This is a genomic window from Micromonospora sp. NPDC000089, assembly GCF_042899365.1.
In the GTDB taxonomy this organism is placed as follows: Bacteria; Actinomycetota; Actinomycetes; order Mycobacteriales; family Micromonosporaceae; genus Micromonospora.
The window spans coordinates 373,236-387,849 of the sequence record NZ_JBIAZT010000001.1 but is presented as its reverse complement, the minus strand read 5'-3'; the positions used below and the strand labels follow the sequence as shown (position 1 = coordinate 387,849).

The 14,614-nt window shown below is 70.7% G+C and carries 6 protein-coding genes; all 6 read left to right on the top strand.

Features of this window, described 5'->3' with window-relative positions; translation table 11 throughout:
* The first annotated feature begins 17 nt into the window (after window positions 1-17).
* The 6 genes from ACFY3U_RS01800 to ACFY3U_RS01775 all read left to right on the top strand — a co-directional run bounded on the left by ACFY3U_RS01800 (window position 18) and on the right by ACFY3U_RS01775 (window position 14,559).
* Window positions 18-2,510, top strand: a complete 2,493-nt coding sequence (locus ACFY3U_RS01800; protein WP_387193193.1) for a glycoside hydrolase family 2 protein — start codon at window positions 18-20, stop codon at window positions 2,508-2,510.
* Between the two features lie 221 nt (window positions 2,511-2,731).
* Complete coding sequence (locus tag ACFY3U_RS01795; protein WP_387193190.1) at window positions 2,732-3,316, top strand: hypothetical protein; 585 nt, start codon at window positions 2,732-2,734, stop codon at window positions 3,314-3,316.
* Between the two features lie 359 nt (window positions 3,317-3,675).
* Window positions 3,676-5,694, top strand: a complete 2,019-nt coding sequence (locus tag ACFY3U_RS01790; protein WP_387193187.1) for a DNA/RNA helicase domain-containing protein — start codon at window positions 3,676-3,678, stop codon at window positions 5,692-5,694.
* 119 nt (window positions 5,695-5,813) lie between these two features.
* The gene (gene pglW, locus ACFY3U_RS01785; RefSeq protein WP_387193184.1) at window positions 5,814-9,944 is read left to right on the top strand and encodes a BREX system serine/threonine kinase PglW; all 4,131 of its coding nucleotides are present in this window, start codon (window positions 5,814-5,816) and stop codon (window positions 9,942-9,944) included.
* The gene (gene pglX, locus ACFY3U_RS01780) at window positions 9,941-13,441 is read left to right on the top strand and encodes a BREX-2 system adenine-specific DNA-methyltransferase PglX (protein WP_387193180.1); all 3,501 of its coding nucleotides are present in this window, start codon (window positions 9,941-9,943) and stop codon (window positions 13,439-13,441) included. The genes pglW and pglX overlap by 4 nt, the downstream gene beginning before the upstream one ends.
* 287 nt (window positions 13,442-13,728) lie before the next feature.
* Window positions 13,729-14,559 (top strand): DUF4352 domain-containing protein, encoded by an 831-nt coding sequence (locus ACFY3U_RS01775; protein ID WP_387193177.1) that lies wholly within the window; start codon window positions 13,729-13,731, stop codon window positions 14,557-14,559.
* The last annotated feature ends 55 nt before the right edge of the window (window positions 14,560-14,614 follow it).

Sequence of the window (14,614 nt, the reverse complement as noted above, 5' to 3'; positions counted from 1 at the left end):
CGATCAGAGGTGGCACTGTGAGCCGTCAAGCGTTGCACGAGGGTTGGGTGCTGCGGGCCGTACCGGGTCCCGAGGTGCCGCCGGAGGTCGCCGACCGGGCGGTACCGGCCACCGTGCCCGGCGTCGTGCACACCGACCTGCTGGCCGCCGGCCTGATCCCCGACCCGTACCTGGACGACAACGAGAAGGCGCTGGCCTGGATCGGCCGCACCGACTGGGTGTACGAGACCACCTTCGCCCGGGAGCCGGGCGACGAGGACCGGGTCGACCTGGTCTGCGCGGGGCTGGACACGGTCGCCACGATCACCCTCAACGGCACCGAGGTCGGCCGCACCGAGAACATGCACCGCGGCTACCGGTTCGACGTCCGGTCGCTGCTGCGCACCGGCCCGAACACGCTCGCCGTCCGGTTCGACTCGGCGTACCGCTACGCCGAGGCGCAGCGCGACCGGCTGGGCGACCGGCCCAACGCGTACCCGGAGCCGTTCCAGTTCATCCGCAAGATGGCCTGCAACTTCGGCTGGGACTGGGGACCGACCGTGGTCACCGCCGGCATCTGGCAGGAGGTCGGCCTGCACGGCTGGTCGACCGCCCGGCTGGCCACCGTCCGTCCACTGGTGACGGTGGCCGACGGCGAGGGCCGGGTGGAGCTGCACGTCGAGGTCGAGCGCGCGGCCGACACCCCGTTGACCGTGGTGGCCGAGGTGGCCGGGGCCAGCGGCGAGGCCACGATCCCGGCCGGGGAGCGCACGGCCGTGCTGACCCTCACCGTCCCCGACCCCGAGCTCTGGTGGCCCCACGGGTACGGCGAGCAGGCCCTGCACCGGCTGGACGTCACCCTGCACGCCGACGGCCGGGCCCTGGACGAGTGGTCCCGCCGGATCGGCTTCCGGCAGGTCCACCTGGACACCACCCCGGACGCGCACGGCACCCCGTTCACCCTGCACGTCAACGACGTGCCGGTGATCGTGCGCGGGATCAACTGGATCCCGGACGACGCCTTCCTGCCCCGGATCACCTCCGACCGGCTGGCCACCCGGCTGACCCAGGCCGCCGGGGCGAACATCAACCTGCTGCGGATCTGGGGCGGCGGGCGGTACGAGTCGGAGGACTTCTACGACCTGGCCGACGAGCTGGGGCTGCTGGTGCAGCAGGACTTCCTCTTCGCCTGCGCGGCGTACCCGGAGGAGGAGCCGTTCGGCACCGAGGTGGCCGCCGAGGCCGCCGAGCAGGTGACCCGACTGGCCAGCCACCCGTCGCTGGTGCTGTGGACCGGCAACAACGAGAACATCTGGGGCTGGCACGACTGGGACTGGCAGGAGCCGCTGGCCGGGCGCACCTGGGGCCGCGGCTACTACCTCGACCTGCTGCCCCGGATCGTCGGCGAGCTGGACCCGACCCGGCCGTACTGGCCGGGCAGCCCGTGGTCGGGCCGCGAGGAGATCCACCCCAACGACCCGGCGCACGGCACCATGCACATCTGGGACGTGTGGAACGACGACGACTACACGAAGTACCGCGAGTACGTGCCGCGCTTCGTCGCCGAGTTCGGCTACCAGGCGCCCCCGGCGTACGCGACGCTGCGCCGGTCGATCTCCGACGACCCGTTGGCGCACGACTCACCGGGCATGGCGCACCACCAGAAGGCGATCGACGGGGATCTGAAGCTCCAGCGGGGGCTGGACGCGCACCTGCCGGCGCCGGCCGACTTCGACGACTGGCACTACCTGACCCAGCTCAACCAGGCCCGGGCGATCCAGCTCGGGGTGGAGCACTTCCGGTCGTACCGGGAGGTCTGCTCCGGCACCATCGTCTGGCAGCTCAACGACTGCTGGCCGGTGACCTCCTGGTCGGCGATCGACGGCGACGGCCGCCGCAAGCCGCTGTGGTACGCGCTGCGCCGGGCGTACGCCGACCGGCTGCTCACCGTGCAGCCGCGCGACGGCGGGCTGGCGTTGGTGGCGGTGAACGAGACCGGCGAGGCGTGGACCGCGCCGGCCACGGTCACCCGACTCACCCTCACCGGGGAGCCGAGGGCGAAGACCTCGGTCGACCTCGACGTCCCGGCGTACTCGGCGGTGACCGTGGAACTGCCGGCGGACCTGGCGCGGCCGGAGGACGCCCGGCGGGAGCTGCTGGTCGCGGAGGCCGGTGACAGCGCCGAGCGGGCGCTGTGGTTCTTCGCCGAGGACCGCGACGCCGACTGGCCGGCGGCCCGGTACGAGACGACGGTCGAGCCGGCCGACGGCGGGCAGCGGGTCCGGGTGACCGCCCGGACGGTGCTGCGCGACCTGACCCTCTTCCCGGACCGGCTGGACCCGGCCGCGCAGGTGGACGACGCGCTGGTCACCCTGCTGCCCGGTGAGTCGGTGACGTTCACGGTGACCGGGGGCGGGTCACTGGATGCGGCGGCGCTGACCGCCCGCCCGGTGCTGCGCTGCGTCAACGACATCGCCAGCGCGGCCCCGACTGTCGGCGAGTCGGTCGACTTCTCGCGCGGAAACGGGTGATCTCCGCGGTCACCGAGGGCGGCCAGCGCCGAGGGTGACTCGGTCGAGTGCGACATGACGGGAGGCACGAAGGTTCCTCCCGTCATGTCGGCACCCGGAACAGGGTCAGTCCCGACGCAACACATGGAGTGTCCCGGGAGGCGGTTTCGGGGCGCGGTGGCTCTGTCGCCCCCCGGACAGAACGTCCCCGACCGGGTCCGGAACCGGTTCAATTGGCGGGCATGCGGAGAGTCGGCAGCCGGGCCACGGCGAAGGCCTGCATCGTTGCGGCCATACCGATCGGCACGGCCGGATTCCTGCTGCCCGACGCCTGGGCGGTGGCCTCGATCATCGCCAGCATCGGCGTGCTCGCCGCAGGCGGTGGCCTGTGGTGGCGCGGCTGGTCCCGGGACCGGCGATGGCTCAAGCTGCACCGGACGGCCGATCGGGCGACCGGCGGCGTCGGGGCCGTCCGCGGTGACGTCCCGCAACCCGAGCCGGTGCCGGTGGAGCGACCGCGGGGCCGGCCGGACCGGGATTGGGGTGAGCCGCCCGAACCGGGCATCGCCGAGCGTCGGCGCCGGCGGTACCGGCTCACGCTGTCGGCGACGAGCCGGGTACGGCGGATCGGCGCCCAGCGGCGTGACGCGAGCGACCGGTCACCTGTAGATGATCGACTGATGCTGGTCGCGGACGACCTCGCGGAGATTCAGGACCGCATCGAGTCGGCGCAGGAACGGTCGCGACGCGATCAGCTGTGGTGGCTCGTCGCCGGCCTCGCGGCCTCCGTGCCGATCGGGGTGGCGATCAACCTGGTGACCGGCTGAGCCGGAGCTGCACGAGCCCTGTAGTGCGGTCGTGTGAGGATCCGAGGCATGGGTAGCTGGCGGACTCGGCCCGGCGCTCCCCGGTGGAGACCTCGCGAGGATCGGTGACCGGGCACCCCGGTCGTAGCCGGTGACTGATTTTCTCAACCCAGTTCCCGGCGCTCGGCGCAGGACGCCGCCGACGCCGACCTTGGCCGAGATCGGATTGTGGAGGGACTCGGTGGCCCGTTTCGAGCAGGAGCCCGGGTAGCGGTAGCCGCACGGTGTCGCTACAGTGACCGTCGGTTCAGCGGACCGACGGGCTTCCCGCAAGGACATGCCCCCACCGCACGAGATCTTCGTGCCCGGGGGTTCATCACTTGCTCGCATTCCAGACCACTCCCCAGCAGATCCTGGATCTGGCCGGGACGGGACAGCTGGCCGAGCGGGTAGGTGCCCACCTGGCCGGCGCGGGGTTCCGGGTGTCGGACAGCGAGCGATCATCCTGGCGGCACAGCCTCCCCGCGTTGGCCGAGGTACTCGTCGACGCGGGTCTAGCGGATCTCGATGCTCTCGTGGAGTGCCAGCTACCCCGCAGCAGCCGGCGGATCGACGTGATCCTCGCGGGCGTGGAGCCGCTATCCCGGCGTCCGGCCTACCTCGTCGTGGAACTCAAGCAGTGGAGCACCGCGAACGTCTATGACGAGGTGGAGAAGCTGGTGCGGGTGCCGGGGATGACCGACCCCCAGTTGCATCCCTCCTTGCAGGTGCAGACCTACTGCACCTACCTGACAGACTGCCTGCCCGTGCTGTGGGAGTGGCCGGACTCCGTACACGGACTCGTGTACCTCCACAACGCGGACAGTCGGTGGATTCCCGCGCTGCCTGCCGAGGGTGCCGAGGACCTGGACTGTCGACGCATGCTCTTCACCCGGGACCGCGTCGCGCCACTGCGCGACTATCTGAAGAATCGTTTTGCTCCGTGGCGGGACACGGCAGTTGCACAGCGGCTCCTGACGGCGCCCGCTCGCCCCAGCAAGCAACTCCTGGCAGTGACCGCCGAGGAGATGGCGAGCCGTCGGCATCTCGTCCTGCTGGACGAGCAGCGCCTGGCGTACGAGTTGGTGATGCGGGGCGTTCGCTGGGCGGAGCAGGGCAGACGTAAGCGGGTGGTACTGGTCTCCGGCGGACCGGGCAGCGGCAAGAGCGCCATCGCGTTGACCCTGATGGAGAAGTTGGCGGGGGAGAGTCGTCAGGTCGCTCACGCCACGGGCTCCAAGGCGTTCAAGAAAACGGTGCAGCGGTACGCCAGAAGCCGACCCGGCGACCCACGGCAGCGGACCGCCCCGATGTTCCACTACTTCATGGACTTCATGAACGAGTCGGCGGACAGCCTCGACGTGCTGATCTGCGACGAGGCGCACCGGATCCGCAACCGGTCGACCCGGGGCGAGCTGCGTGGGAGGAAGCCGCAGGTGCAGGAACTCATCGAGGTGGCGAAGGTGCCCGTCTTCCTGCTCGACGACGACCAGGTGGTCCGGCCCAACGAGGTGGGTAGCGTCGCCATGATCCGGGGGATGGCGGAGCGGCTTGACCTGGAGGTCGACTTCGTCCACCTGGGCGCGCAGTTCCGCTGCGGCGGCAGCCCCCGGTACGAGCGGTGGGTGCGCCACCTGCTGGGCCTTGCCGGCTCCCGTCCGTACGTCTGGGCTGGTGACGACAACTTCCGGCTGGCGCTCGCCGATTCGCCGCAGCAGTTGGAGGCACGGCTGCGGCGGGCGCACGACGGTGGCGCTTCGGCGCGGATCTCTGCCGGCTTCTGCTGGCCCTGGACGGAGAAGCCTCGAGGCGGCCAGCTTGTGCCCGACGTCAGGATCGGCTCGTGGTCAAAGCCGTGGAACGCCAAGAGCGAGTATCCGCCCCGGGGGATCCCGGCCGGTTCCTACTGGGCCACCGAATCGAGCGGTTTCGAGCAGGTCGGTTGCATCTACACGGCGCAGGGCTTCGAGTACGACTGGTCGGGTGTCATCCTCGGCCCGGATCTGGTGGCCCGCGACGGGAAGCTGGTCTGCCGGCCGTCCGAGTCCTACGACAGCGCCATCTTCGACAGGCGGCGACAGGTTCCCGCGGACAATGCGGAGCGGCTCATCCGCAACGCTTACAAGGTGCTGCTCACCCGGGGCATGCGGGGCACCATGATCTATTCGGTGGACCAGGAGACACAGGAGTTCCTGGCCGGGCTGGTTCCTCCCCCGCGGGCGCTGGGCGACGCCGTGGCCTCCGGCGTGACGCGGGTCGCGCCCACCAACCCGCCGCGATCCTCCACAGAGGATCAACCTTCCGGGCAGGACGCGGGCGCTGTGCGTCCCGGCGGCGTTCGGCCGCACGGCGGTCAATAGTGTAAGTGTCAGATTTCCGACCATGAAGGCACTCCATGGCCGGTACCGTCCACGAGTTCCCAAAACAGCTGAATAGGTGGGAGTAAACGTCATGACGGCGCGGGGGCGCGAGGCACGGCATGCGTGAGGGCTCACCGCGCTGGGAGCAGATCAATCCGAGCGCCTACCAGCACGAGCAGGAGGGTCTGCGCGAACTGGCTGGCTACCTGCCCGACGCAGAGCCCTACCATGTCTGGGCGAATGTGGAGTTCGTCGGCACCGACGGCTCGATCAACGAGGTCGACGCGCTGGTGCTCGCCCGCAGCGGACTCTACGTGTTGGAGCTCAAGCACTGGCAGGGTCGGCTCTCCGGCGATGGCCAGCAGTGGCGGCGGCGCAAGCCCAACGGCCGCACCCAGGTGGTCGACAGCCCGCTGATCCTGGCCAACCGCAAGGCGAAGCGGCTGCGCAGTGTCATCCAGCAGTACGCCCCGCCCGGCGCGAAGGTCCCGTACGTCCACGCGGCGGTCTTCCTGCACGCCCGCGATCTGCGCTGCGAGCTGGACGAGATCGGCCGCCAGCACGTCTACGGTCTGGACGGCAACGCCGCCGCGAAGCTGCCCAGTCTCAGGGACATGCTGCTTGCCCAGCCGGTGGAGGCCCGGCACCACGTCGACGCGGTCCGGGGGCGGCAGATCGTCGAACTGGTCCGGGGGGCGCGGATCCGCCCCTCGGTCGCCGACCGCCGGGTCAACCAGCTCGCGCTGCACCAGCGGCCGTTCGCTGAGGGCAGGGGCTGGCAGGACTTCCTTGCCGACCACACGGTCGGCGCCGAGTTGCTGCGCCGGGTCCGGTTCTATCTGACCAGCCGGGCGACCGAGGAGGACGTACCGAAGATCAAGCTTGCGGCGGAGCGCGAGTTCCGGCTGTTGCAGGGCATCCACCATCCCGGCATCGCCCGCGCCCTCGACCTGGTCGAGCACCCCTGGGGGCCGGCGGTCGTCTTCGACCATCGGCCCGAGTGGGTGCGCCTCGACCAGTGGCTCACCGAGCGGGACGGCCGTCTGCAGTTGGCCCAACGCCTCCAGCTCGTGCAGGATCTCGCCGAGATCGTCGATCACGCCCACTCCCGTCGACTGTCGCACCGCTCGCTGAACCCCCGCGCCGTCTTCGTCTGCGACCCGGACAGCGCCCGTCCGAGTCTCGTGGTGACCGACTGGCAGACCGGCGGCCGGCTGCCCGGCACCCGGCTCACCACGCTCGGCTCCCCGACCGATCCGGCCAGCCTGGAGTTGTTCTTCGACGACGTGGTCCGCCGCTACCAGGCTCCCGAGGCGGCGGCCCTGGAGGAGCTGCCGGGCCACCAGCTCGACATCTTCTCCCTCGGCGCGCTGGCGTACCGGATCTTCGCCGGGCTCGAACCGGCGACGTCCGCCGAGGAGTTGCTCGCGGCCGTCGCCGACGGCGGCCTGCACCTCGACGCGGTCGCCGACGGCATGCCGGACGCGCTCGTCTCGGCCGTCTACGATGCGACCCGGGGGGATCCGGCGCAGCGGATGAAGCGGGTGGGCGATTTCCTCACCTGGATCGACCTGGTCTGGGAGCAGCTGACCGCCCCGGAGCCCGAGCCGGTGGTCGACCCACTGCGGGCACACCGGGGCGACGTGCTCGACGGCGGGCTCACGGTGCTGGGCAACATGGGCAGCGGCGCCACCGCCGTCGCCCTCGCCGTCGCTCAGGAGCCGTCCGACGGACGTAACAAGCTGGTGCTCAAGGTGGCCCGGGACGAGCAGTACGCCGACCGGTTCGCCGCCGAGGCCCACGCCGTCGACAAGCTGCGGGATTCCCGGGTGGCCGCCCTGGTGCAGGGCCCGATCAAGGTGGGCAACCGCACCGCTCTGCTGCTGGAGAACGCCGGCGAGCGCACTCTCGCCGAGGATCTGCGCGGCGGCCGGCTGGCGCTGGACCTGCTGGAGCGCTACGGCCGGGACCTGCTGGAGATCGTCGCCTTCCTCGACGGCCAGGGGGTGTGGCACCGGGACATCAAGCCCGCCAACCTGGCCTCCCGCCCCCGGCCGAAGGACAAGCAGCCGCACCTGTGCATCTTCGATTTCTCCCTGGCCGGGGTGCCCGCCGACCAGCTCTCCGCCGGCACCACCGGCTATCTCGACCCGTTCCTCGGCACGCCGAGCAGGCCACGTTTCGACGCCGCCGCCGAGCGCTTCGCGGCCGCCGTCACCCTCTACGAGATGGCCACCGGCACGCTGCCGCGGTGGGGTGACGGGGCGAACCCGGCGACCGTCCCCGACGAGGTCACCCTCGACCCGGCCGCCTTCGACCAGTCGGTCGCCGATCGGCTCGTCGCGTTCTTCGCCAAGGCTCTCGCCCGCGACACCGGCGACCGGTTCGACACCCTCGACGAGATGACCGACGCCTGGCGCGCGGTGTTCCGGGAGATCCCCGAGCCGGCGGCGGCCACCGACGACACCGCCGCGGTCGCTCCGCTGGGCCGGGCCTCGCCGCTGGAGGCCACCGAGCTGACCGCGCGGGCCCGTTCGGCGCTGGAGCGGCTCGGCATCACCACGGTCGGCGAGCTGCTGACCGCCGAGCCGTCCGCGCTGACCCGCGCCCGGGGCGTGCCGGACGCCACCCGCAAGGAGATCCTGGCCCGCACCCGGGAGCTGCGCGACCTGCTCGACGCCGAGCCCGAGCCGGCGACCGCCCTTCCGTACGCCCAGGGGGTGGAGGCGCTCTGCGTCACCCTGCTGCCCCCGGGTACCGGCCGCACCGCCTGGCACCGCACGGCGGTGCAGGTGCTGCTCGGCCAGGCCGCCGACGGGGACGGTAACCACCTGCGCTGGCCGTCCCAGGCGGACGTGGCCCGGGTGACCGGCAAGCACCAGCCGGACGTCTCCCGTCTGCTCGGGCGCGTTGTCACCCGGGACTGGCAGCCGAACCCGGCCCTCGGCCTGGTCCGCGACGAGATCGTCGCGCTGCTCGACGGCCGCGGTGGGGTGGCCTCCGCCGAAGAGGTCGCCGAGGCGCTGATCGCCGCCCGCGGCTCCTACACCGCCGAGCCGAAGCGCACCGCCCAGGCGATCGGCCTGGTCCGGGCCGCAGTCGAGACGGAGCTGGCCCGGGGTGGCGACGCCCGGCTGGCCCGGCAACGGCTGCGCGGTAGCGACACCGTGCTCATCGGCCGCGAGCCCGACGATCCGGCCACCGAGCGCACGGCCGACGACCTGCTCGGGTACGTGACCCGGCTCGGCCGCCGCGCCGCCGCGCTGGCCGGCGCGGACCCGCTGCCCACCCGCGCCCGGGCGGTGGAGGAGCTGCGGGCGCTGGAACCGCCGCCGGCGGGTATGCCGCCGCTGAGCGACGCCCGGCTGCTGCAACTCGCCGCGGCCGGCAGCGGCGGCGAGGCAGCCGTCAACGCGCAGGGCCAGCTCTATCCGGCGGGGATGGCCGCCGAGCGCGCGCTGCGCCTCGCCGCGGGCGCGCTGGTCGGCCAGAAGCTCGACCCTGAGACGGTACGCGCCAGAGTGCGCGCCCGGTTCCCCCGCGCCGAGCCGTTGCCGCCACGTCCGCAGCTCGACGACCTGCTGCGGCAGATCCCGCTGTTCTGGGACGGGGTCCGGGAGCGGTACGCCCCGCCGACGCACACCTCCTCGGTCACCGGGACCCGCGCGCTGAGCACGATCGGCCCGATCCTGGAGCCCGACGCCGCCGCGCGCACCAGCAGGCGGCTCGCCGACGTCATCGACCGGCGCGGTTTCCTGGTGGCGCTCACCTCGATCCGGCGGCCCGCCCGGGCCCGCCGGGCGCTGCTCGACCGGTACGAACTCACCGAGGTCGACGTCACGTCGATCATGCTGGAACGGCTGCGGGCGCTCAGTTTCCCCTGGGAGGTGATCGTCGCCGCCGACACGGGCACCCCGACGGACGCCGACTTCCGGTCCCTCATGGAGCTGTTCCAGCATGAGGTGGTGCCCGCGATCGAGCGGAGGCTCGCCGAGACCGACCGGCCGGTGCTGATCACCGAGGCCGCGCCGCTGGCCCGCTATCAGCAGCTCCGGCTGGTCCAGGAGCTGGCCGACCCGACCCGACCCCGCCCCGCCGCCCGGCTGCTGCTGGTGCCGGTGCGCCGCACCGAACCGGTGCTGGTCGACGGCCGGCAACTCCCGCTCACCTCCCCGGCCAGCCAGTCGATGTGGCTGCCCGAGGAGTGGAGCAACGCCCCCGCCCCGGAGAAGAGGAACGCCTCCCGATGATCCCCCTCAAGGCGCTGCAGGCCCAGGTCACCGCCCTCACCGACGACCTGCGCGGGCAGGTCGCCCGGGACTCCGAGCTGGAGTCGTCGCTGGAGAAGGAACACACCAGGGCGACCGAGGCGCGGCGGACGGCGGGGACCTTCGAGACCTGGCTGGAGGACGTCCTCGACCAGGCGGCGGTGGCCTGGGTGCTGGGGTGTGTGTTCGTGCGCTTCTGCGAGGACAACGGGCTGGTCGAGGGGCTCTGGATCGGCGGGCCGGAGCCGGCGGCGCCGGTCGAGCGGGCAGTGCAGGAACGCCAGCAGCACCTGATCGACAACCCCCGGCACAACGACCGGGAGTGGCTTCGGGAGGCGTTCGGTCACCTGCGGACCCTCAGGGCCACCGGGAAGATCTTCGACGAGCACAACCCGGTGTGGCGGTTCGACATCTCCGGCGAGGCGGCCGAGCGGCTGTCGGAGTTCTTCCGGCGCGGGCCGGGCCTGGTGTCGCTGCGGGTCGAGGATCTGAACACCCGCTTCCTCGGCGACCTCTACCAGGACCTGTCGACCCACGCGAAGAAGACGTACGCCCTGCTGCAGACGCCGGACTTCGTGGAGGAGTTCATCCTCGACCGCACGTTCGAGCCGGCGGTGAAGGAGTTCGGCCTGCCGGAGACGTCGGTCATCGACCCGACCTGCGGCTCGGGGCACTTCCTGCTCGGGGCGTTCGATCGGTTGGTGGGTCTGTGGAGGTCGCGCGAACCGGCCACCGACATCCGGGTGCTGGTCGAGCGGGCGCTCGGGCAGGTGACCGGGGTGGACATCAACCCGTTCGCGGTGGCCATCGCCCGGTTCCGGCTGCTGATCGCGGCGATGAACCAGTGCGGGCTGACGTCACTGGAGCGCACGCCGGCCTGGCCGGTGCGGGTGGCGACCGGCGACTCGCTGCTGCAGTGGGGGCGCAAGTCGCGCCACCAGGGGGATCTGATCGCCGAGCTGGAGGGCGGGGACGCCTTCGCGTACGCGACGGAGGACGCCGACGTGCTCGCCGACTATCTGCGCGAGGGGCAGTACACGGTGGTGGTCGGCAACCCGCCGTACATCACGGTGGCGGACTCGGCCCGCAACAAGCTCTACCGCGACATCTACCCCGACGTCTGCCACCGGCAGTACGCGTTGACGGTGCCGTTCGCCAAGCGCTTCTTCGACCTGGCCAGGCGCTCCGACGAGCACGGCGACGGGGCGGGCCACGTCGGCCAGATCACCGGCAACGCTTTCATGAAGCGCGAGTTCGGCAAGAAGCTGATCGAGGACTACTTCGCCGGTCAGGTCGAACTGACTGAGGTCATCGACACCTCAGGGGCTTACATCCCAGGTCACGGCACACCGACTGTCATTCTCATCGGAAGAGCGAAGGATCGCCGGCGCTCCGAGAGGATCCTGGCTGTTCTCAGCGTCCGGGGGGAGCCATCGCAGCCGGAGGATCCCGCTACGGGGCTGGTGTGGTCAGCCATCAAGGCAGGCGTAGATGATCCGGCGGCACCGTCTGAATGGGTTACCGTCGTCAGCCTTCGCCGTAACCAGCTCACCGCGCATCCGTGGAGCCTCAGCGGAGGCGGAGCAGGTGATCTGCTCGCTGAGTTGGAGGCAGACTCGATCAAGATGGCGCGGGTCATCGACTTGCCCGTGGGACGTGCCATCAGAGCAGGGTCGGACGAAGCCTTCATGCGACCGCTCGGCCGGAAGCTCAGAACTTCGGCCAATCCTGATGCGTTGCGTCCGCTGCTGATCGGTGAGGTTGTGCGGGACTGGGACTCGTCTCCCGAGGACGTGATCTGGTACCCCTACGACGCGTCCCTTGACGAAAACGGGCTCTCCGTCGAGTTGTGGCCCTGGCGGCCAATGCTGGCAGCAAGGCGGACCTTTCAGGGCAGCATGGCCGATGCCGCTCTGTGCTGGTGGGAGTACCACCAGCACACTGCTTCGGCCTATCAAACGGCGCTGTCAATTGCCTTTGCCTTCGTGGCGACGCACAACCACTTTGTGCTGGATCGGGGTGGCAAGGTCTTCAATCGGTCAGCTCCGGTGATCAAGTTGCCGGAGGGGGCGACGGAGGGCGATCACCTGCGGCTGCTCGGGGTGCTGAACAGTTCGACCGCCTGCTTCTGGCTCAAGCAGGTCAGCCACAACAAGGGCGAGGGCGGAGGTGCGCGCGTCGCGGCCGGGTATGCGGCACTTGGCAGCGAGGACTGGAAGAACCACTACGAGTTCACCGGTACGAAGCTTCAGGAGTTTCCGTTGCCGGAGGCGTACCCGGTGGGGCGGGCGCGGGTGCTCGACTCGCTGGCGCAGCGGCTCGCGGGCCTGACCCCGGCGGCGGTCGCGGAGTCCGGGGTGCCGACGCGCGAGCGGCTGCGCGCGGCGCATCACGACTACGACCTGACGCGGGCCCGGATGATCGCGGTACAGGAGGAGTTGGACTGGGAGGTCTACCGGCTCTACGGGTTGCTGAAGGATGACCTGAACTGCGCGGATACGCCGGAGATCAAGCTGGGGGAGCGGGCGTTCGAGATCGTGCTGGCGCGGAAGATGGCCGCCGGTGAGGTGGAGACGCAGTGGTTCGCGCGGCATGGGTCGACGCCGATCACGGAGCTGCCGGCGCACTGGTCGGACGAGTACCGGGCGCTGGTGCGGCGGCGGATTGAGGTCATCGAGTCGGATCGCCACATCGCGTTGATCGAGCGGCCGGAGTGCAAGCGGCGGTGGGCCACCGATGGCTGGGACGTCATGCAGGCCAAGGCGTTGCGGGACTGGCTGCTCGACCGACTGGAGGCGCCCGAGCTGTGGGGCGACCGGCCGACGCCGCAGTCGGTGGCGCAGCTCGCCGACAAGGTCCGCCACGACGAGGACTTCCGGTCGGTGCTGGAGCTGTGGGTCGGCCGCGACGACTACGACCTGACGAAGACGCTCGCCAAGCTGGTCGCCGACGAGCACGTGCCCTACCTTCCCATCCACCGTTACAAGCCGTCCGGGCTGCGTAAGCGGGCGCAGTGGGAGCGGACCTGGATGCAGCAGCGGCTGGAGGACGCGGGCGAGGACGTGGACATCAAGGTTCCGCCGAAGTACACCTCGGCCGACTTCGCCAAGCCGTCGTACTGGCGGGCACGGGGCAAGCTCGACGTGCCGAAGGAGCGGTTCGTCTCGTACCCGAAGGCGGGCCGGGACAACGACGGGACGGAGTTGCTCGGCTGGGCCGGATGGGACCACCTCGCGCAGGCCCAGGCGCTGGCGACCGTCTACCTGGACCGGCGGCTCCAGGCGGCCTGGCCGGCGGATCGGCTGCTGCCGCTGCTGGCCGGCATCGCCGAACTGGAACCGTGGCTGCACCAGTGGTACGCCGACGAGCGATCCGACTTCCCGGGCTCACCCGCCCAGTTCTTCACCGACCTCGTCGATGCCGAGCTTGCTCAGCTCGGTGCCGACCGCGCGACCCTTGCGGCGCACGCGAACGGCTGATCTGGCCCGCGCAGGGCGCGACACCCAGTCGTGCCGAATGGAAGCTGTCTGACGAATTGCTGACAGATTTGTGTTGGTGAGCCGCTGTTTCCGCCGCGATCCAATGCGTGGCCCGGTGAGCGACTCAATGCCCGAGGTCGGGTCATGAATTCGGGTATTTGTTGAGCTGAGCGGGCGATGTGGGTCAAGCCGGCCGGATGACTATTTTCTCAGACGAACCATGGCAACGTGTAAAGCCTTGTGCTCGGTAGGCGGCAACAGCCGCATCAAGACTCGGGAGATCGCCAATGACAAATCCCCACGACCCTGCCCAGAATCAGCTCCCCGGCCAGCAGCCGATGCACCCGACCGCCCAGTTCACCCAACTGCCTGCCGGTCAGTTCCCGCCCCCGCCTCCGGGTCAGTTCGCGCCGCCCGCCGGCCAGTTCCCGCCACCTGTCGCGAAGAAGCGCCCCGCCTGGCTGGTACCCACACTCATCGGCGTCGGTGCCGTCGTGGTGCTGTGCTGCGGCGGGCCGATAGCACTTGGTCTGGCCACCGGCGACAAGAAAGCCGAGGGCGTCTCTGCCAGCCGCGACACCTCCGTTGCCCAGGCGAGCACCCCCACTGCGAGCGCGGCAGCACCGGCCACGAGTGAGGCAGCACCGGCGACGAGCACCGCGGCGCCCGTGCCGGCGAAGACGACCGCGGCGCCACCGCCGGCGAAGCCGAAGAATCCTGGCATCGGCGACAAGGTGCGCGGCGGCGATTTCGAGTTCACCGTCAAGAGCGTGAAGTGTGGGATCTCCCGGGTCGGGGACGAGTTCCTCAACACCAAGGCGCAGGGCGTGTTCTGCAAGGTCGGCGTGACCGTCAAGAACGTGACGAAGCATGCCCAGAATTTCCATGCCGACGGTAGCATCACCGCGCAGGATGCCAGCGGCCGGGAGTACGAGGTCGACGGGGAGGCCGGGCTCTATGGCAACAGCGACGGACAGGGTTTTCTCGACAAGATCAACCCGGGCAACTCGGTGACCGCGAACGTCTATTTCGACGTGCCGAAGGGCACCAAGCTCACGACGATCACGCTCGACGCCGGCCTGTTCACCCTCGCTGAGGACGCCGTCGTCACCCTGTGACCGGCCGCCGAGTGTCGGAGACACCCCGTGAAGTGCGGGAACGTGCGAGCCTGCT